Raw genomic sequence first — 18,218 nt, 5'->3', positions numbered from 1 at the left:
GGACCGTTTCAGCGCGCCGCCGTGGGCTGCGCCAGCCACTGAGTGGCCAGCTGCACCCAGTAGGTCGCGCCCAGCGGGATCAGGTCGTCGTTGAAGTCGTAGCTCGGGTTGTGCAAGGTGCACGGGCCGCCGCCATGGCCGATGGCGCGGTGGTCGCCTTCGCCATTGGCGATGAAGCAGTAGGCGCCCGGCTTGGCCTGCAGCATGTAGGCGAAGTCCTCGGCGCCCATGGTCGGCTCCTGCTCGCGCACGCGCTCCTCGCCGACGATGCCCGCCATCACCTGGCGCGCGAAGGCGGCCTCGGCCGGGGTGTTCACCGTGGCCGGGTAGTTGCGGTGGAAGTGGAACTCGCAGCGCGCGTTGTTCATCGCGCAGCTGCCCTCGGCGATCTGGCGCATGCGGCTCTCGATCAAGTCCAGCACCTCGGTGGTGAAGGTGCGCACCGTGCCCTGCAGCTCGCAGCTGTTGGGGATCACGTTGTTGGCCTCGCCGCCGTGGATCATCGTGACCGAGATCACGCCGGTGTCTATGGGCTTCTTGTTGCGGGTGATGATGTTCTGGAACGCCGTCACCATCTGGCAGGCGATCACCACCGGGTCCACGCCCATGTGCGGCATGGCGCCGTGGCCGCCCTTGCCGTGGATGGTGATCTTGAAGTCGTTGCTCGACGCCATCACCGGCCCGCTGCTCACCGCCATGTTGCCGGCGGCCATGCCGGGCCAGTTGTGCATGCCGAAGACGGCGTCCATCGGGAACTGCTCGAACAGCCCGTCCTTGATCATCTCGCGCGCGCCGCCGCCGCCCTCCTCGGCGGGCTGGAAGATCAGGTAGACCGTGCCGTCGAAGTCGCGCTGGCGCGCGAAATGCTGGGCCGCGCCCAGCAGCATGGCAGTGTGGCCGTCGTGGCCGCAGGCGTGCATCTTGCCGGTGTGGCGGCTGGCATGGTCGAAGGTGTTGCTCTCCTGCATGGGCAGCGCGTCCATGTCGGCGCGCAGGCCCACGGCGCGGCCGCAGGCGCCGCCGTCGCGCCCGTGCACGATGCCCACCACGCCGGTCGTGCCCAGCCCGCGGTGGATAGGGATGCCCCACTCGGTCAGCTTCTGCGCCACCAGGTCGGCGGTGCGCACCTCTTCGAAGCACAGTTCGGGATGGGCATGGATGTCCCGGCGCAGCGCCGCGATGCCCGCGGCCTGGGTCACGATGGAGTCGATCAGCTTCATGGTGGTTGTCTTCCTCTGGGATCGGCAGCGGAAACCTCATGCGGGTGCGCCGCCGGCAAACTTGCTACAGTTTCAGGTAGCACCCATTGTGCCCCATCCCCCCACGATTGAATCCGAAACCGCACCATGTCCGAAGCCCTCAGCGTCATCGGCGCCTGCCCCCACGATTGCCCCGACACCTGCTCGCTCGTCACCACCGTCGTGGATGGCGTGGCGACCAAGGTGCACGGCAATCCCGACCACCCGCACACCGGCGGCGTGCTGTGCGCCAAGGTCAGCAAGTACACCGAGCGCAGCTACCACCCCGAGCGCGTGCTGCAGCCGCTCAGGCGCACGGGGCCCAAGGGCAGCGGCCAGTTCGCGCCCGTGTCCTGGGACGAGGCGCTGGCCGACATCGCCGCGCGCCTGCACGCGATTGCGCAGCGCGATCCCGAGGCCATCCTGCCCTACAGCTATGCCGGCACCATGGGCCTGGTGCAGGGCGAGAGCATGGCGGCGCGGGTCTTCCACCAGCTCGGCGCCTCGCTGCTGGACCGCACCATCTGCGCCAGCGCCGGCGCCGAGGCCCTGCTGCAGACCTACGGCGGCAAGGTCGGCATGCGGGTCGAGCACTTCGCCGAAAGCCGGCTGATCGTCATCTGGGGCAGCAACAGCATCGGCAGCAACCTGCACTTCTGGCGCTACGCGCAGGAGGCCAAGCGCAATGGCGCGCGCCTGGTGTGCATAGACCCGCGCAAGTCCGAGACCGCGGACAAATGCCACGAGCACCTGCAGCTGCTGCCCGGCACCGACGCCGCGCTGGCGCTGGCGCTGATGCACGAGCTGATCCGCAACGACTGGCTGGACCACGACTACCTGGAGCGCCACACGCTGGGTTGGGAGCAGCTCAAGGAGCGCGCCCTGCAATGGCCGCCCGAGCGCGCGGCCGAGGTCTGCGGCCTGCCGGTGGAGCAGATCCGCCAGCTGGCGCGCGACTATGGCACCACCCAGCCCGCCGCCATCCGCCTGAACTACGGCATGCAGCGCACCCGCGGCGGCGGCAATGCCGTGCGCGCCGTGGCCTGCCTGCCGGCGCTGGTGGGCGCGTGGCGGCACCGCGCCGGCGGCATGCTGCTGTCCAGCTCGGGCGAGGTGCCGGCGCAGCGCGCGCAATTGCAGATGCCGCAGCTGCTGGGCAAGCGCCGGCCGCGCACCATCAACATGGTGCAGATCGGCGATGCGCTCTTACACCCCGGTTCACACCCGGGCGGCGGCGATTTCGGCCCGAAGGTCGAGGCCCTGGTCGTCTACAACAGCAACCCGGTGGCGGTGGCGCCCGAATCGTCCAAGGTGGTGCAGGGCTTTGCGCGCGAGGACCTGTTCACCGTGGTGCTCGAGCACTTCATGACCGACACCGCCGACCATGCCGACTACGTGCTGCCCGCGACCACGCAGCTCGAGCACTGGGACATCCACGGCAGCTACGGCCACACCGACGTGCTGCTGAACCGCCCGGCGATCGCGCCGCAGGGCCAGGCGCGCAGCAATGCGCAGATCTTCCGTGGCCTGGCGGCGCAGCTGGCCCGGCACGACGCGGCCTTCGGCGCCGCGCACTTCCAGCACGACGACGAGGCCCTGTGCCGCCAGGCGCTGGATGCGGCCGAGGTCGATTTCGACGAGCTGCTGCAGCGCGGCTTCGCCACGCTGAAGCGCCCCGAGGCGCCCTTTGCCAACGGCGGCTTTCCCACGCCTTCGGGCCGCTGCGAGTTCCACAGCGAGCGCCTGGCGCAGCGCGGGCTCGATCCGCTGCCCGACTACCTGCCCAACTACGAACAGCCCGACCCGGCCGGGCCGTACCCGCTGGCGATGATCTCGCCGCCGGCACGCAACTTCCTGAACTCCACCTTCGTGAACGTGAAGAGCCTGCGCAATGCCGAGGAGCGCCCGCGCATCGAGATCCACCCCGACGACGCCGCGCCGCGCCGCATCGCCGATGGCGACCCGGTGCGCGTGTTCAACGGGCGCGGCGAGCACCTGTGCCACGCCAGCCTCAATGGCCGCGCGCGCCGCGGCGTGGTGGTGGGCCTGGGCATCTGGTGGCGCAAGGACGGCCTGGACGGCACCAACGTCAACCAGCTCACCAACCAGCGCCTGACCGACCTGGGGCGCGCGCCCACCTTCTACGACTGTGCGGTGCAGGTGGAGCGGGCGCCAGCCGGTTGATTCCAAGCCAAATTGGCCTGCAGCGCTTATCCATCAAGCGCTGACAGCTATTTTTTCAATAGCAAACAATCAATAGGCCGCGCCATGCACGGCCAGCACCGGGTCGCCCGACAGCGCCGTGCTGCTGCGCCCGTCCACGCCCACCGGCACATCGCCCACCAGCGTGGTGCGGTAGAGCTGGCGGTCGAAGTCCAGCGCGAAGATGTCGTTGGGCGCCACGTGCGCGGTCGCGCGGTTGTCCCAGAAGGCGATGCTGCCCGGCTCCCACTTGAAGCGCACGGTGAACTCGCTGCGCACGAGGTGCTCCCACAGAAACTCCAGCAGCACCTTGCTTTCGCGCGCCGCCAGGCCGTTGATGCGCTTGAGGAAGCCCGGGCTCGCGAACAGCGCCTGCTCGCCCGTCTCGGGGTGCACGCGCACCAGCGGGTGCTCGCTCACCAGCGGACGCGCCTGCACCAGATCGCGGTACTCGTCGGTGGCCACGGCGCCCGCGGGCGGCGCAAAGCGGTGCTCGCCGCGCAGCGCCTGGAGGAACTGCTGCAGCGGCGCCGACAGCGCCTGGTAGGCGGCCACGAGGTTGGTCCACTGCGTATCGCCGCCGTAGGGCGGGATGGTGACGCCGCGCAGGATGGACGCCGCCGGCGGGTTGTGCGCCGCCGTCACGTCGGTGTGCCAGCCGGTCCAGGGGCGGTGCTCGGCATCGCCGGTATGGCGGTTGGCCTTGCGGTGCTTGGCGATGGAATACAGCTCGGGATGGCCCTCGACATGGCCGAACACCGGGTGGCCCACCGTCAGCTCGCCGAACTGGCGCGAGAAGGCGATCTGCTGCGCATGGCTCAGGTGCTGGTCGCGGAAGAACACCACCTTCCAGCGCAGCAGCGCCGCGCGGATGGCGGCCACCTCGTCCACCGACAGCGGCTGGCGCAGGTCCACGCCGCCGACCAGGGCGCCGATGTGGGCCGACTGCGGCGCCACGCTGAGCTGTGGCGTGCGCGCCAGCGCCTGCCGCAGGCGCTCGTCGAGTTGCAGGGCCAGCGCCTGGGGCGTGGGAAGCGGTGCGTTCATGGCAGGGACCTCGCGGGAATAGGAATAGGTTGGGAAGCAGTCGTCATCGGCGGGCCAGCTGCTGCGCAGGCAGCGGCCCGGCGGGCAGGCCCAGCGCCAGCAGCTGGCGGTGGGTTTCGCGGATCTCCTGCTGCACGAAGCGCTGGGCCTCGCCGGGGCCGATGTAGTGCGATTTCCACTGGTTCAGCGCGACGAACTCGCGCCACGGCGGGCTGTCGCTCACGCGCCGCAGCGCCTGGGCCCAATACTGCCGCTGCGCCTCGCCGATGCCGGGCGGCGCCATCACGCCCTGGAACGACACGCTGACCGCGTCCACCCCCTGCTCGCGCCAGGTGGGCACCTGGGCGAAGGCGCCTTCGAGCCGCTCCTCGGCGGCCACCGCCAGCACCCGCACGCGGCCGCCGTCCAGGTAGGGCAGCAGGTTGGGCGTGGTCACGGCCGCCACGTCCAGGTGGCCGCCGACCAGCGCCACCATCGATTCGGCCGACGATTTGTAGGGCACGACGCGCAGCTGCGCGATGTCGACCTTGCCCTGCTGCAGCGGCTTGGCCACGCCCAGGTGCACATGGCCGCCCAGCGTGTTGGCCACGCCGATGGACAGCGCCGCCGGGTCCTTGCGCAGCGCGGCGATCAGGTCCTGCCCGGTCTTCACCGGCGAGTCGGCGCGCACCACGACGGCCACGTACTCCTTGAACAGGATGCCGAGCACGGTGTTGTGCGTCAGCCGGTCGGGCAGCGCGCCCTGGGCCTGGCTGTTCACGTAGCCGGTGCTCAGCGTCATCAGAACGTTGGGGTTGCCGCTCTCGCGCTGCAACTGCTCCAGCGCGGTGATGGCATGCGCGCTCACCTTGTTGCTGACCACGAAGCGCGGGCTCGCGCCCTGCTCGGCCAGCAGCTGGGTGAGCTTGCGCCCCGCCATGTCCAGCGCGGCGCCGGCGCCGCCCGGGATCACGAACTCCACCTTGCCCTCAGGCTTCCACCCGTCGCCCTGCGCCTGCGCGCCGCCCACCGGCAGCAGCACGGCCAGCGCGAGGCCCGCTGCCCGGCCCCACCCACTCTGCTTGATTGCATTCCACACCACGGCTCTCACTCCCTTTAGCTTGAACGCCTGCCTGCGCAGGCCATGGCTGCATGGTGGGAGCAAGTGCGCCGGAAGGCGACGAAGGGTTTTGCAGATGCTTATGCGGAAAACAGATACGCCCGCGGCCCCGGTGTCAATCCAGCGCCATGCGGTTCTTGGCCGCCACGGCCTTCCAGCGCGCCACCTCGGCCTCGGTGTGCCGTCCCAGCGCCTCGCCCGTGTACTGTTCGGGCGGCAGCAGCTGGATGGCCTGGCTGACCAGCTTGTCGGTATAGTCCTTGTCCGCCATGACTTTCAGGTAGGCCGCCTGGAACTTGTCCAATGCCTCCCTGGGAGTCCCCTTGGGGGCGTAGATACCGTACCAGGTGCTGGCCTCGAAGCCCGGCAGCACGGTCTCGTGCAGCGTGGGCACGTCCTTGAGTTGCGGCAGGCGCACCTTGGACGTGACGGCCAGGGGGCGCACCTTGGCTTCCGTCAGCTGCGGCAGCGCCGTGTTGGTCTGGTCGAACATGCCATCCACCTGGCCGCCGATCACGTCCATCAGCGCCGGGCCGGCGCCCTTGTAAGGCACCAGCGTGACCTTCATGCCCGCCGATGTGGCGAACAGCGCGGCGATGAGGTGGGAGCTGGAGCCCATGCCCGCGTTGCTGAGGTAGAGCTTGTCGGGATTCGCCTTGCCCCATTCCACCAGTGCCTTGATGTCCTTGGCCGGGTGTTCCTTGCGGACCATCAGCACCAGTGGCGTGTCGGGAAAGCGGAACACCGGCGCGAAGTCCTTCACCGGGTCATAGCCGAGCTTCTTGTACAGCGCAGGCGCCGCACCCATGTAGCCCATGTGGCCGACGAGCATGGTGTAGCCGTCGGGCTTGGCCCGCGCGGCCTTGGCTGAGCCCACGGTGCCGCCGGCGCCGGGTGAGTTGTCGATGATGATGGGCTGGCCGACCTCGCGCGCCACCCGCTCGGCCACGCTGCGGGCCAGCGCATCGGTGGGGCCGCCCGCCGCGAACGGCACGATCCAGGTGATGGGCCTCGTGGGGTAGCCCTGCGCCCAGGCGCAGGCGGTGGCGGCGATGAGGGCGAGCGCCGCCACACCGTTCTTGCAGAACGATTTCATGGATGTCTCCTTGGGGTTGAAAAATCAGGGGGCGGGATGCGGCCTGGCCAATGCCTTTGCGTCCACATGCCTGTCGTAGGCTTCGCCGGTGAGCATTCCCAGCTCGATGGCCAGCTCGCGCGGCGGCCGGCCCGAGGCCAGGCTCTCGCGCACGATGCGGGCCACCCGGTCGTAGCCCAGCACGGGGTTGAGCGCGGTCACCACCAGCAGCGAGTTTTCGACATTGGCCGCCAGGCGCTCGCGGTCCAGCTCCAGCCCGTCCACCAGGCGGGTTGCGAAGACCCCGGCCGCATCGCTCAGCACGCGTATCGACTGCAGCAGGTTGTGGATGAGCACGGGCTTGGCCACGTTCAGCTCGAAAAGCCCCGAGGCGTTGGCCATGGTGACCGTGCCGTGGTTGCCCATGACCTGCAGGCAGGCCTGCACCAGCACCTCGGCGATGGTCGGGTTGCGCTTGCCGGGCATGATGGACGAGGTCAATCCATCGTCCGGGATGCGCAGCTCGCCCAGGCCACAGCGCGGCCCCGAGCCGAGCAGGCGCAGGTCGTTGGCGATCTTGACCAGCGAGCTGGCCAGGGTGTTGAGCGCGCCCGAGGCCTCGACCAGCGCATCGTGGACGGCCATGCCTTCGAACTTGCTGGGATTGGGGCTGAAATCCAGGCCGGTCAGGGCACCCAGCTCGTCGCAGAAGGCCGCATCGAACCCCGGCGGCGCATTGAGCCCGGTGCCCGCCGCGGTGCCGCCCTGGGGCAGCACCCGCAGGCGCGGCAGCGTGCCCCGCACCCGCTCCATGCCCAGCGCGACCTGCCGGGCATAGGCGTCGAAGGCCTGGTCCACCATCATGGGCACCGCATCCATCAGGTGGGTGCGGGCGATCTTCACGACACCCCCGAAGGCCTGGGCCCGTGCTGCCAGGCTGCCTTGCAGCACGGCCAGCGCCGGCAACAGGCGCTGCTGCAGCTCCAGCACGGCGGCGATGTGCATCACCGTGGGAAAGCTGTCGTTGGACGACTGCGAGGCATTGACATGGTCGTTGGGATGCACGGGGCTCTTGGTGCCGCGCGGCTGGCCCAGCAACTCGTTGGCGCGGTTGGCGATGACCTCGTTGGCATTCATGTTGGTCTGGGTGCCCGAGCCGGTCTGCCAGATGGTGAGCGGAAAGTCCGCGTCATGCAACCCATCGCGCAGCTGCGATGCCGCCTGCACGATGGCGTCCGCGCGCTGGGCGTCCAGCACGCCGCAGCGCTGGTTGGCGCGCGCGGCGGCCATCTTCTGCAGGCCGAAGGCGTGGATCAGGCAAGCCGGAAAACGCTCCGTGCCTATCGCAAAGACGCCCAGCGCACGCTGCGTCTGCGCGCCCCAGTAGCGCGCCGCGGGTACGTCGACGGGGCCGAAGGCGTCATGTTCGACACGGGTGGTATCACTCATCGTGCATCTCCGTTGGTGCGTGGCTTCGGGGGCAGGCGGACTCAGCCCTGCACCTGCGCGGACAAAGCCAGTGCGCGGTCCACCATCTGCGGCGCCAGGCCCAGGTAGTTGGCCGGATCGGTCAGGCGGTCGATCGCGGCGCGGTCGAAGTGCTTCGCCACCTCGGGCAGCGCTGCCAGCGCCTCGGCCAGCGTGCAGCCCTTTTCGTGGACGGTGCGGCAGGCGTCGTAGACCACGTCGTGCGCCTGCTGGCGGCCGATGTGCGGCGCCATGCCCATCATCACCGCCTCGGCCACGATCAAGCCGCGGCTGATGCCGAGGTTGTGCTTCATGCGCGCCTCGTCCACGATCAGCCCGCCCAGCGCGAACTTGGCCTGGTGCAGCGCGCCCGAGCTGAGGATGAAGCTCTCGGGGATCGCGATCCACTCCGCATGCCAGGGGCCGGTGGCGCGCTCGAAGTCCTGCACCATCGCGTCCACCATCAGGCCCGCATGCTGGCGCACGGCCTTCGACGCGGCCAGCATCAGCTCGCTGGAGATGGGGTTGCGCTTTTGCGGCATGGTGCTGCTCGCGCCCCGGCCCTTGACGAAGGGCTCGTACACCTCGGCGAACTCGGTGGAGGCCATGATCATGATGTCCAGCGCGATCTTGCCCAGCGAGCCCGTGACGAGCGCCAGCAGGTTGATGGCTTCGGCAAAGCCGTCGCGCGCCACGTGCCAGGTGGTGGCAGGCACCCCCAGCTGCAACTCGTCGGCCAGCGCGGCCTGCACGGCAAAGCCCAGGTCTCCCAGCGAGGCCAGCGTGCCCGCCGCGCCGCCGAAGCCCACCACGGCCACGCGCGGGCGCAGCTCGGCCAGGCGCTGTTGGTGGCGGTCGAACATGGCCAGCCAGATGGCGGCCTTGTAGCCGAAGGTCACCGGCAGCGCCTGCTGCAGGTGGGTGCGGCCGGCCATGGGCGTGTCGCGGTACTTGCTGGCCAGGCCCTGCAGGATGCCGCGCAGCTCGCGGATGTCCGCGCCGATGCTGTCGATGGCGTCGCGCACCTGCAGGGCGACGGCGCTGTCCATGATGTCCTGCGTGGTCGCGCCCCAGTGCACGTAGCGCCCGGCCTCGCCGCACATGGCCACCAGCTGGTGCACCAGCGGCAGGATGGGGTAGCCCACGATGTCGGTCTCGTGGCGCATGTGGTCGAAGTCGATGCGCGAAATCTGCGACTCGCGGGCAATCACCTCGGCCGCCGCTGCGGGGATCACGCCCACGCGGGCCTCGGCCTTCGCCAGCGCCACTTCCACATCGATGTAGCGCTGGATCAAGGCGTGGTCCGAAAAGATGTCGCGCATCTTCTGGGTGCCGAAGGCGTCGCGGAACAGGATGGAGTCGACAACGGTGCTGGACAGGGGAGAGGCGGCGTGGCTCATGGTGCGTCCTGAAGTGAGCTAGAGTAGATGACCGGTTATGTCCGAACCAATTATGTCCGGACATATTGACTATAAATATGTTCGGACATATCCGTTACAGGGTATACCCTTGACTCCATGCAAGACCACGCCGCCCGCAAACTGAACTTCACCGACATCGCCAACCACCTGACCGAAGCCATCACCTCGGGGCATTTCGCGGTGGGCGCGCTGCTGCCCACCGAACTGGAGCTGTGCGAGCACTACGGCACCAGCCGGCACACCATCCGCGCGGCCCTGGCGGCGCTGCAGGAGCGGGGCCTGGTGTCGCGCAAGAAGAACGTGGGCACGCGGGTGGAGGCCGCCAAGCCCCGAAATACCTTTCGGCCCACGATGGACTCGGTGGAGGACCTGGTGCAGTTCGCCGCCGAACACCTGCGCCAGATGCAGCACATCGACGAGGTCGTGGCGACCGGCGCGTTGGCGCAAGAGCTGGGCTGCCCGGACGGCAAGCGCTGGCTGCGCGTCTCCAGCCTGCGCCTGGAAGGCGATGGCAAGGCCCTGCCCATCGCCAGTTCGGATGTATACGTGGACCCGCAGTACCAGGACATCGTCGAGCTGGCGCGCGATACCCCCGGCGTGCTGATCAGCACCCTGATCGAGGAACGCCACGGCCGGCAGATCGCCGAGATCCACCAGGACATCCTGGCCGTGCAGATCGACGACGCCGCGCTGGCGCAGGCGCTGGACGTGCCGCTGGGCGCGCCGGCGCTGAAGATCGTGCGGCGCTATTTCGACTCGGACGGCGAACTGTTCGAGGCCAGCATCACGACGCACCTGGCCGAGCGCTTCCGGGTATCGATGCGGCTGCAGCGGATGCAATAGGCCCCTGCGCCGCGGCGTCCGTCCAACGCCGGATGCATCCCGCACCACACCCTTTCTTCCCCCTGGACCGATGGCCCCGGCGGCCGGCTCTCCTACAAGGACGCTGGATCGCCCCCGACAGCAAACACCGCCGCGGCACCGACAGGGCTGCGCCGGGCGGCTGCGAAAAATGGCTACAGGCCCCTGCCGTCCCGGCGTGGCCCATCGCTCCCTCTCACAGTGACAAAAAGAAAGGAAGAGGCTCATGCAATCCACCTCCCCACCCTCCCGCCGCGCCATGCTGGCACGGCCTGCCCTGTGGGCCGCGCTGGCATCCGTGCTGCTGCTGGGCGCCTGCTCCAGCACCCCGGCACCGCGCGAACAGATGGCCGTCGCCAAGAGCACGGTCGACCAGGTCACCACCGCACCCGGCACCGCCGCCGCCGCGCCCACCGAGCTGCAGTCCGCACGCGACAAGCTCTCGCGCGCCGAACGCGCCATGGCCGGCAAGGACTATGACGAGGCCCGCCGCCTGGCCGAGCAGGCCCAGGCCGACGCCAAGCTCGCCGAGGCCAAGTCGCAGGCCGCGAACAGCGAGCGCTCCCTGCGCGAGCTGCAGGACTCCATGCGTGCGCTGACCGAAGAGCTGCAGCGCCGCGCCCCGGCGAAGTAGGCCCGGCCGCGAACCCGGCATTTCCCCCAGACACGGCCCGCGCGCCCGGCCCGCAGGCGCCGCCCGGCACCTCCCCGCCGTGCGCAGGCCTTCACGGAGATTCACCAGAATGACCGCATCCACCCACCACCATCCTCCCGCCCGGCTCACCCTGGCCAGCCTGCTCGTGCTGGGCAGCGCCCTGGCCCTGAGCGCCTGCGGCGCGCGCGGCCCGCTGACCGAGCTGGAGAGCGCCCGCGCCGACGTGAACCGCACGGCCTCCAACCCCGAGGTGGCGCGCCGCGCGCCGCTGGAGCTGAAGAACGCCACCGACACGCTGGCCCGCGCCGACCGCGTGTGGAATGACGACGGTGACCGCGCCGAAGCCGAGAACCTGGCCTACCTGGCCCGCAAGCGCGCCGAGACCGCCGAGGCCATCACCCGTGCGCGCGACGCCGACGACAAGACCCGCGACGCCCGCGCCCAGGCCGACCGGCTGCGCCTCGACGCTCGCACCCGCGAGGCCGAGGCCGCGCGCGGCGATGCCCGCGCCGCGCAGAGCCAGGCCGAGCAGGCCAATGCCCGCGCCGCCGCGCTCGAGGCGCGCCTCAAGGAACTGCAGGCGCAGCAGACCGAGCGCGGCCTGCTCGTGACGCTGGGCGACGTGCTGTTCGAGTTCGGCAAGGCGCAGCTGCTGCCCACCGCCGGGCAGCGGCTGGACCAGCTGGCCAACTTCCTCAGGCAGTACCCCGACCGCAAGCTGCTGATCGAGGGCCACACCGACTCGGTGGGCTCCAGCGCCGCCAACCAGACCCTGTCCGAGCGCCGCGCCCAGTCGGTGCAGCAGGCGCTGGTGGCGCGGGGCGTCGATCCGTCGCGCATCACCGCGCGCGGCTATGGCAAGGACTACCCGGTGGCGAGCAACGGCACGGCCGAGGGCCGGGCGCTGAACCGCCGGGTGGAAGTGGTGATCGCCGACGACAAGGGCAACCTGCGCTCGCGCTGATCGCCCGGCGGCCCGGTGGCTGAATCGCTACTGCGCCGCCGCCCAGTCCACCAACGCATCCCAGGCGGCGCGCGCGGCCACGGCGCGCTCGTCGTTGGCAATGGCCGCCACCACCAGGCGGCGGCCGTTCGCGGCATCCACGTAGCCGGCGATGGCGGTGGCATCGCGCAGCGTGCCGGTCTTCAGGTGCGCGCCGCCCACATGGGCGCTCTTGCTGTGCCTGAGCGTGCCGTCCACGCCCACGATGGGCATCGAGGCCACCAGCTCAGGCATCACCGGAGAGTTCCACGCCGCCGACAGCATGCGCGCCAGCGCGCCGGCGGTGATGCGGGCGTCGCGGCTCAGGCCCGCGCCGTTGTCGATGACCGGCGGCGCCGCACCGGGCACGCGCCGGCTCCACCACTCGGCCACGGCCTGGCGCCCGCCCTCGAAGCTGCCGACGCCGGCGCGCTGCTTGCCCAGCGTGAGGAAGACCTGCTGCGCCATCACGTTGTTGCTGTACTTGTTGATGTCGCGCACCACCTCGGCCAGGCTGGGCGAGGTGATGGTGGTGAGCGGCGTGAGGCCCGGCGGCACGCTGCCGGCGCGCACCGCGCCGCCGAGTTTGCCGCCCAGCTCGCGCCACATGCCTTCGAGCAGGCGCGGCGCATACAGCTCGGCCGGCGCGGGCGCCAGCGACCAGCTCTTTTCACCGCAGGCCGGCGGGTAGCTGCCGGCCAGGCGCAGCCGCGCGGGATCGCTGAAATCGGCCTGCAGCGCGGCGCGCCAGTCGCCGCAGGCAGCGGCCGCCTTGCCCCGGGCCAGCGGCACCGTGGCGGGGATCTGCAACCCGGCCATCGCCGGCTCCACCAGCACGCGGGCCACGCCGGCGGCGGCATCGGGCACCAGGGTGAGCGTGAGCGATTTGTAGTTCAGCAGCAGCGCATCAGGCACGGCGTTGTAGGGCCGGTAGGGCTCGTTGTCGAAGCGCGCCGGGTCGATGGGCGGCAGCGCGAAGGCCGAGCGGTCGAGCACGATGTCGCCGGCGATGCTGTCGATGCCGCGGGCGCGCAGCTGGCGCAGCAGCAGCCACAGCCGCTCCATCACCAGCTTGGGGTCGCCCACGCCCTGCAGGTAGAGGTTGCCGCGCAGCACGCCGCCCTGCACCGCGCCGTCGGCGAACACCGGCGTCTCCCAGGTGTAGGCCGGGCCCAGCAGCTCCAGCGCGGCAAAGCTGGTGACCAGCTTCATCACTGACGCGGGGTTGCGCGGCACGTCGCTGCGCCAGTCGAGCAGCGGCTTGCCCGCGCTGCCGGCGTCCATCACCACGATGGAGACCGCATCGAGCGGCACCTGGGCGCGCGCCAGCGCGGCCTCGACCTCGGCGGGCAGGCGGTTGGCGGGCATGGCCGCAGGCGCGGCGGTGACCGCGGGCGCGGGGGCGGGCGCCAGGGCCACCGGCGTCTGCGCGCAGGCCACCTGGGCCAGCGCCACGGCGGCGGGCCAGGCCCAGCGCAGGCGGGTGGCAATGTGGAACATGGATATCTTCATGGTGAAAAGCGCAGCAGCGGATTGGGCAGGATAATCAGCCCCTGCCAGGGATCGTATTCGGGCCGGGTTATCAAAAAAATGATAGCTGCCAGCGCTTGGATTTTGACACTTCCCGCCATAAAACCCTTCAGAACCCTTTGTAGACAAGCGCAAACAGCTCACTTTTTGTGCTTGCCTGCCGCCTTTCATGAACCTGCTCGCCATCGACACCAGCACCGATACCCTGTCCATCGCCGTGGCCCATGGCGGCCAGGTTTGGCAGCGCAGCGGCGCGGGCGGCGCGCAGGCCTCGCTGCAGCTGCTGCCCGGCATTCAGGCGCTGATGGGCGAGGCCGGCCTCTCCTTCGACACGCTGGACGCCATCGTCTTCGGCCGCGGGCCCGGCTCGTTCACCGGGCTGCGCACCGCCTGCGCCGTGGCCCAGGGCCTGGCCTTCGCGGCGCGGCAGGGCCAGGGCGTGCCCGTGCTGCCGGTCGACACCCTGCTGGCCGTGGCCGAACAGGCGCGCGCCGAGCACGGGCTGACCCAGCTCGTCGCCGCGCTGGATGCGCGCATGGACGAGGTCTACAGCGCCCCCTACGCATACCGCGATGGTGCCTGGACGGCGCTGGCCGAGATGCGCGTGACGCCGCCCGAGGCCGTGGCCGTGCCCGCCGGCTTTGCCGTGGCCGGCAATGCCAGCGCCGCCTACGGCGAGCGGCTGGCGCCCGGCGCGCCCCAGGTGGCCGTGCTGCCCACCGCGCCCGCGCTGCTGCGCCTGGCGCCAGCGCTGCTGGCCCAGGGCCTGGCCGTGCCGGCGGACCAGGCGCTGCCGCTCTATGTGCGCAACAAGGTCGCGCAGACCACGGCCGAGCGCGAAGCCACCAAGGCGGCCAAGGCATGACGGCACGCGCCACCGCCGCCGAGCCGAAGCTGCGCTGGTCGGCGCTGGGCATAGCCGACCTGGAAGCCCTGCTGGCCGTGGAAACGCAGTGCTACAGCCATCCGTGGACGCGCGGCAACTTCATCGACTCCATGGCCATGGGCTATGCGATGGAGCTGCTGTGGGCCGACGACCAGCTCGTCGGCTACTTCGTGGCGATGGAGGGCGTGCAGGAAGTGCACCTGCTCAACATCACCGTCAACCCCGTCTTCCAGCACCAGGGCTGGGCCAAGGTGCTGCTGGAGCAGCTGCGCGCCTGGTGCCTCAGCCGCGACGCGCAGCTGCTGTGGCTGGAGGTGCGCCAGAGCAACGAGCGCGCCCAGCAGGTGTACGAGCGTTTCGGCTTCGAGCGCGTGGGCCTGCGAAAGCGCTACTATCCGGTCTCGCATCTGGAGCGCGAGGATGCGGTGGTGATGCGCTACATGCTGGCCAACTGACGAACATGACTTTGAATCTGGACGCGCGCCAACGCGCCATGCTGCAGGAAATGGGCTACACCTCGTGGTGGCCCCAGCCGGCTGTGCCCGCGCCAGAGGCGCCCACGGCCCCGGCCGCCATCGATCCGCCTCCCGCGCGGCCCGCACCGGCGCCCGCCGCACGGCCAGCCGCTGCGCCCGAGGCGGCGCCGCCTACCACCGCCCTGCCCTCCAACCTCGCGCCGCCCGCCTTTGCGCTGGGCGCGCCGGTGCCGCTGTTCGACACCGCCAAGGCCGACGGCGATACATCTGCCAGCCCCGCCTGGCTGGTGGTGGCCGAGCTGCCCGCCGCCGCATCGCCGGCGGCCACGCTGGCCAGCCCGCGCGGCGAGCTGCTGCGCAACCTGCTGCGCGCCATGCGCCTGCAGGGCCACCCGCGGCTGTGGTGGGTGCCGCTGCTGCGCGCCCATGGCGATGCGGCCCCCGAAGGCGCCGCCACCATGGCCGCGCTGGCGCGCGAGCTGCAGCCCGGCATGGTGCTGCTGATGGGCCTGCCCGCCGCGCGCCACCTGCTCGAAAGCAGCGAGCCGCTGGGCCAGCTGCGCGGCCAGGTGCACCAGCTGCCGCATGCAGGCGTGCCCGCCGTCGTCAGCCACGACCCGGCCTACCTGCTGCGCACGCCCCGCGCCAAGGCCGACGCCTGGGCCGACGCCTGCCTGGCGCTGGCCGCCGTGCGTAACCAGAAATAAACCCTAGGGTTACCACGGCGTTGACATGGCTCAATGCCATAATCGCGGGCATTCCTGTATCTGGAGCATTCCCTTGGAACCCTACCCGAGTCGGTAGCTTTCAACCTGGGCCGGCCATGGTGTTGCGCGAGGGTTGAAAGCACCCCCATCCCCCCGCGAGCGAACAACAACTAGGAAGTGAGCCCATGCTCAACATCTTCACACTGGCCAACGGCCGCCTGGTGCAGGAAGAGATCGAGTCCCTGCAGGAACTGGCGCAGTTCCACCCGATCTGGGTCGACCTGGAATCGCCCACCGCCGACGAGAAGCGCTGGATCAAGCAGCACTACGGCCTGTCCATCCCCGACGACGCGATGGACCAGGACATCGAGGAATCCGCCCGCTTCTACGAAGAGGACAACGGCGACCTGCACATCCGCAGCGACTTCCTGATCGACGACGACGACAACCCGCGCTCGGTGCGCGTGGCCTTCATCCTGAACCTGAACAACCGCGACCTGAAGAGCCACGGCGTGCTGTTCTCCATCCACGACGAGGACGTGCCGGTCTTCCGCCTGCTGCGCCTGCGCGCGCGCCGCATGCCGGGGCTGATCGAGGACAGCAAGGACGTGCTGCTCAAGCTCTTCGACGCCGACGCCGAGTACTCGGCCGACACGCTGGAGAACATCTACGACGACCTGGAAAAAGCCAGCAAGCTGGTGCTGTCGGGTGACGTGACCGACTCGCTCGCCAGCGAGGCGCTGGGCGCCATCGCCCGCCAGGAAGACTTGAACGGCCGCATCCGCCGCAACGTGATGGACACGCGCCGCGCCGTCAGCTTCATGATGCGCAGCAAGATGCTCAACGCCGAGCAGTTCGAGGACGCGCGCCAGATCCTGCGCGACATCGAATCGCTGGACAACCACACGGCCTTCCTGTTCGACAAGATCAACTTCCTGATGGACGCCACCGTCGGCTTCATCAACATCAACCAGAACAAGATCATCAAGATCTTCTCGGTGGCCAGCGTCGCGCTGCTGCCGCCCACGCTGATCGCCAGCGTCTACGGCATGAACTTCAAGGTCATGCCCGAGCTGGAGTGGCAGTACGGCTATGTCTATGTCATCTTGCTGATGGTCGCCAGCGCCGTCGGGCCGATGCTGTACTTCCGCAAGCGCGGCTGGCTGAAATAGCAGACACTATTAAAAAAGGAGCTTGAAGCGCCTGATAATCAAGCACTTCAAGCTCCAATCACCTTGGAACCAAAGCAGAATGAGCGCGAGGCGCTCCTTTTTTATGACTGCGGCACGGCGCCGCGCTCGCGCACCCACAGGATGATGCCGCACAGCATCACCACCAGCTGCGTGCCGATCAGCGCCGCGAAGCCGGCGAAGAAGCCCGCGCTCACGCCGCCGTTGGCCGACAGCGCGCCGATCACCGCGCCCATGATGGCCGGCATGAAGCCCGCCACCAGGCTGCCCGCGCCGTTGACCACGCCATAGGCGCTGGCCACGTGCTCGGGCTTGGCGCAGTACTGCACCGTGCTCGGGATGGCCGGGCTCATCAGGCCCCAGCAGAAGTTGGCGGCGATCAGGCAGTAGGCCGAGGCGTAGCGGTCCTGCACCTCGATGGCCAGCCACACGGCCAGCGCCACGCCCACGCTGCCGAAGATGAAGATCAGCGGCACCTGGCGGCGCGCTATGCGGTCGATGAGCATGCCGCCCACGAACACCGCCGCCACGCTGGCGTACTGCGGCAGCGAGGCCAGCCAGCCCATCTCGCGCATCGAGAAGCCGCGCGACTGCTGCAGGTAGGCCGGCAGCCAATTGCTGCTGCCCCACAGGTACGACAGGAAGGCCGCCGTCAGGATGGTGATGAGCCACAGGTAGCGCGTGTGCATGGCGCCGCGCACGATCTGGCCCACCTGGCCCATGGCCTGGCCCAGCGAATGCGGCTTGGGCATGCCCGTCTCGACCTTGGGCATGCGGATGAAGGCCCAGACCAGCGGCACGCCGAGCAGCACGTTGATCAGGCCCAGCACGTGGAACGAGGTTTCCCAGTTGTGCCCGGCCACCAGGTAGCCGACCAGCGGGTAGCCCACCGCCAGGCCCAGGCCGGTGCCCATGTTGACCAGCGAGTTGGGCTTGCCGTTCTCGCGGCTCTCGAAGTGCGCCTTGATGTAGCTGCCGGCCAGCGAGAACAGCGGCCCCTCCGACACGCCCAGCAGGATGCGCGAGGCCAGCAGCAGGCCGTAGCTGTCCATCGCCGGCGACAGGAAGGTCACCACGCCCCACAGCAGCAGGCCGCCGATGAGGCTGCGGCGCACGCCGAACAGCGCCGCGCAGAACGGCGTGAGCACAAAGGACGAGACGCCGTAGCCGACCATGAAGGCCGTGGCCAGCAGGCCCTGGCGCGTGCGGTCATCCGCGGTGAGGCCGATGTGCGAGAGGAAGTCGGCGTCCGTGATCAGGACCGAGATGTTGATCCGGTCCACATAGGAGATGGCGACGATCACGAACAGCGTGATCACGCCCCACCAGCGCAGCGAGCGGGAGTCGTTCATGGTGCGGTCCTGGGAGGGAGGTGAAGGAGG

General features: G+C 69.8%; 16 protein-coding genes. 8 read left to right on the top strand and 8 right to left on the bottom strand.

Annotation, left to right across the window (positions count from 1 at the left end):
* Positions 1–8: 8 nt before the first annotated feature.
* The gene (locus tag ACYVKR_RS22095) at positions 9–1,220 is read right to left on the bottom strand and encodes a M20 aminoacylase family protein (RefSeq protein ID WP_460483133.1); all 1,212 of its coding nucleotides are present in this window, start codon (positions 1,218–1,220) and stop codon (positions 9–11) included.
* Positions 1,221–1,346: 126 nt separating this feature from the next.
* On the opposite strand from ACYVKR_RS22095, the gene ACYVKR_RS22090 reads away from it, so the two are divergent.
* On the top strand, positions 1,347–3,422 hold the full coding sequence (locus ACYVKR_RS22090) for a molybdopterin-containing oxidoreductase family protein (RefSeq protein ID WP_460483132.1): 2,076 nt from the start codon (positions 1,347–1,349) through the stop codon (positions 3,420–3,422).
* A 69-nt stretch (positions 3,423–3,491) separates the two neighbouring features.
* Here the strand turns inward: ACYVKR_RS22090 and ACYVKR_RS22085 are convergent, their stop codons facing one another.
* The 5 genes from ACYVKR_RS22085 to ACYVKR_RS22065 all read right to left on the bottom strand — a co-directional run bounded on the left by ACYVKR_RS22085 (position 3,492) and on the right by ACYVKR_RS22065 (position 9,528).
* The gene (locus ACYVKR_RS22085; protein ID WP_460483131.1) at positions 3,492–4,487 is read right to left on the bottom strand and encodes a TauD/TfdA dioxygenase family protein; all 996 of its coding nucleotides are present in this window, start codon (positions 4,485–4,487) and stop codon (positions 3,492–3,494) included.
* A 43-nt stretch (positions 4,488–4,530) separates the two neighbouring features.
* Entirely contained in the window at positions 4,531–5,568 is a 1,038-nt protein-coding gene (locus ACYVKR_RS22080) for a tripartite tricarboxylate transporter substrate binding protein (protein ID WP_460483130.1), read from the bottom strand.
* A gap of 133 nt (positions 5,569–5,701) precedes the next feature.
* The gene (locus ACYVKR_RS22075; protein WP_460483129.1) at positions 5,702–6,682 is read right to left on the bottom strand and encodes a tripartite tricarboxylate transporter substrate binding protein BugD; all 981 of its coding nucleotides are present in this window, start codon (positions 6,680–6,682) and stop codon (positions 5,702–5,704) included.
* 24 nt (positions 6,683–6,706) lie between these two features.
* Positions 6,707–8,110, bottom strand: a complete 1,404-nt coding sequence (locus ACYVKR_RS22070; protein WP_460483128.1) for a class II fumarate hydratase — start codon at positions 8,108–8,110, stop codon at positions 6,707–6,709.
* 41 nt (positions 8,111–8,151) lie between these two features.
* Complete coding sequence (locus ACYVKR_RS22065) at positions 8,152–9,528, bottom strand: class-II fumarase/aspartase family protein (protein ID WP_460483127.1); 1,377 nt, start codon at positions 9,526–9,528, stop codon at positions 8,152–8,154.
* Positions 9,529–9,645: 117 nt separating this feature from the next.
* Here ACYVKR_RS22065 and ACYVKR_RS22060 point away from each other — a divergent pair, with 117 nt between their 5' ends.
* The 3 genes from ACYVKR_RS22060 (at position 9,646) to ACYVKR_RS22050 (ending at position 12,029) form a co-directional block, all read left to right on the top strand.
* Positions 9,646–10,392 (top strand): GntR family transcriptional regulator, encoded by a 747-nt coding sequence (locus ACYVKR_RS22060; RefSeq protein WP_460483126.1) that lies wholly within the window; start codon positions 9,646–9,648, stop codon positions 10,390–10,392.
* A 244-nt stretch (positions 10,393–10,636) separates the two neighbouring features.
* Positions 10,637–11,044 carry a DUF4398 domain-containing protein gene (locus ACYVKR_RS22055; protein ID WP_460483125.1) on the top strand — a complete coding sequence of 136 codons (408 nt, stop codon included), beginning with the start codon at positions 10,637–10,639 and terminating at the stop codon, positions 11,042–11,044.
* Positions 11,045–11,153: 109 nt separating this feature from the next.
* On the top strand, positions 11,154–12,029 hold the full coding sequence (locus tag ACYVKR_RS22050; protein WP_460483124.1) for an OmpA family protein: 876 nt from the start codon (positions 11,154–11,156) through the stop codon (positions 12,027–12,029).
* Positions 12,030–12,056: 27 nt separating this feature from the next.
* Here the strand turns inward: ACYVKR_RS22050 and dacB are convergent, their stop codons facing one another.
* On the bottom strand, positions 12,057–13,547 hold the full coding sequence (gene dacB, locus ACYVKR_RS22045) for a D-alanyl-D-alanine carboxypeptidase/D-alanyl-D-alanine-endopeptidase (protein WP_460483123.1): 1,491 nt from the start codon (positions 13,545–13,547) through the stop codon (positions 12,057–12,059).
* A gap of 199 nt (positions 13,548–13,746) precedes the next feature.
* Here dacB and tsaB point away from each other — a divergent pair, with 199 nt between their 5' ends.
* The 4 genes from tsaB (at position 13,747) to corA (ending at position 16,818) form a co-directional block, all read left to right on the top strand.
* Complete coding sequence (gene tsaB / locus ACYVKR_RS22040; protein WP_460483122.1) at positions 13,747–14,442, top strand: tRNA threonylcarbamoyladenosine biosynthesis protein TsaB; 696 nt, start codon at positions 13,747–13,749, stop codon at positions 14,440–14,442.
* A complete protein-coding gene (rimI, locus tag ACYVKR_RS22035) occupies positions 14,439–14,918 on the top strand; it encodes a GNAT family protein (protein WP_460483121.1) in 480 nt (159 codons plus the stop codon). Before tsaB ends, rimI begins: the two co-directional genes overlap by 4 nt.
* 5 nt (positions 14,919–14,923) lie before the next feature.
* A complete protein-coding gene (locus tag ACYVKR_RS22030) occupies positions 14,924–15,646 on the top strand; it encodes a uracil-DNA glycosylase family protein (protein ID WP_460483120.1) in 723 nt (240 codons plus the stop codon).
* 185 nt (positions 15,647–15,831) lie between these two features.
* Positions 15,832–16,818: a magnesium and cobalt transport protein CorA gene (gene corA / locus ACYVKR_RS22025; RefSeq protein WP_460483119.1), complete on the top strand. Its 987-nt coding sequence runs from the start codon at positions 15,832–15,834 to the stop codon at positions 16,816–16,818.
* A gap of 101 nt (positions 16,819–16,919) precedes the next feature.
* Here the strand turns inward: corA and ACYVKR_RS22020 are convergent, their stop codons facing one another.
* Complete coding sequence (locus ACYVKR_RS22020) at positions 16,920–18,188, bottom strand: MFS transporter (RefSeq protein WP_460483118.1); 1,269 nt, start codon at positions 18,186–18,188, stop codon at positions 16,920–16,922.
* Positions 18,189–18,218 lie beyond the last annotated feature (30 nt).

This window comes from Comamonas humi (assembly GCF_054782535.1).
Note: the sequence above shows the minus strand (reverse complement) of the source record. Positions and strands in the feature narration are given on the sequence as shown.

Excerpts from the sequence above, each read along its gene's own strand:
- ACYVKR_RS22030 (WP_460483120.1), top strand. The coding sequence starts at position 14,924 with ATGACTTTGAATCTGGACGCGCGCCAACGCGCCATGCTGCAGGAAATG.
- ACYVKR_RS22020 (WP_460483118.1), bottom strand. The coding sequence starts at position 18,188 with ATGAACGACTCCCGCTCGCTGCGCTGGTGGGGCGTGATCACGCTGTTC.
- ACYVKR_RS22095 (WP_460483133.1), bottom strand. The coding sequence starts at position 1,220 with ATGAAGCTGATCGACTCCATCGTGACCCAGGCCGCGGGCATCGCGGCG.
- ACYVKR_RS22050 (WP_460483124.1), top strand. The coding sequence starts at position 11,154 with ATGACCGCATCCACCCACCACCATCCTCCCGCCCGGCTCACCCTGGCC.
- rimI (WP_460483121.1), top strand. The coding sequence starts at position 14,439 with ATGACGGCACGCGCCACCGCCGCCGAGCCGAAGCTGCGCTGGTCGGCG.
- ACYVKR_RS22090 (WP_460483132.1), top strand. The coding sequence starts at position 1,347 with ATGTCCGAAGCCCTCAGCGTCATCGGCGCCTGCCCCCACGATTGCCCC.
- ACYVKR_RS22055 (WP_460483125.1), top strand. The coding sequence starts at position 10,637 with ATGCAATCCACCTCCCCACCCTCCCGCCGCGCCATGCTGGCACGGCCT.
- tsaB (WP_460483122.1), top strand. The coding sequence starts at position 13,747 with ATGAACCTGCTCGCCATCGACACCAGCACCGATACCCTGTCCATCGCC.
- dacB (WP_460483123.1), bottom strand. The coding sequence starts at position 13,547 with ATGTTCCACATTGCCACCCGCCTGCGCTGGGCCTGGCCCGCCGCCGTG.
- ACYVKR_RS22070 (WP_460483128.1), bottom strand. The coding sequence starts at position 8,110 with ATGAGTGATACCACCCGTGTCGAACATGACGCCTTCGGCCCCGTCGAC.
- ACYVKR_RS22065 (WP_460483127.1), bottom strand. The coding sequence starts at position 9,528 with ATGAGCCACGCCGCCTCTCCCCTGTCCAGCACCGTTGTCGACTCCATC.
- ACYVKR_RS22075 (WP_460483129.1), bottom strand. The coding sequence starts at position 6,682 with ATGAAATCGTTCTGCAAGAACGGTGTGGCGGCGCTCGCCCTCATCGCC.
- ACYVKR_RS22085 (WP_460483131.1), bottom strand. The coding sequence starts at position 4,487 with ATGAACGCACCGCTTCCCACGCCCCAGGCGCTGGCCCTGCAACTCGAC.
- corA (WP_460483119.1), top strand. The coding sequence starts at position 15,832 with ATGCTCAACATCTTCACACTGGCCAACGGCCGCCTGGTGCAGGAAGAG.
- ACYVKR_RS22060 (WP_460483126.1), top strand. The coding sequence starts at position 9,646 with ATGCAAGACCACGCCGCCCGCAAACTGAACTTCACCGACATCGCCAAC.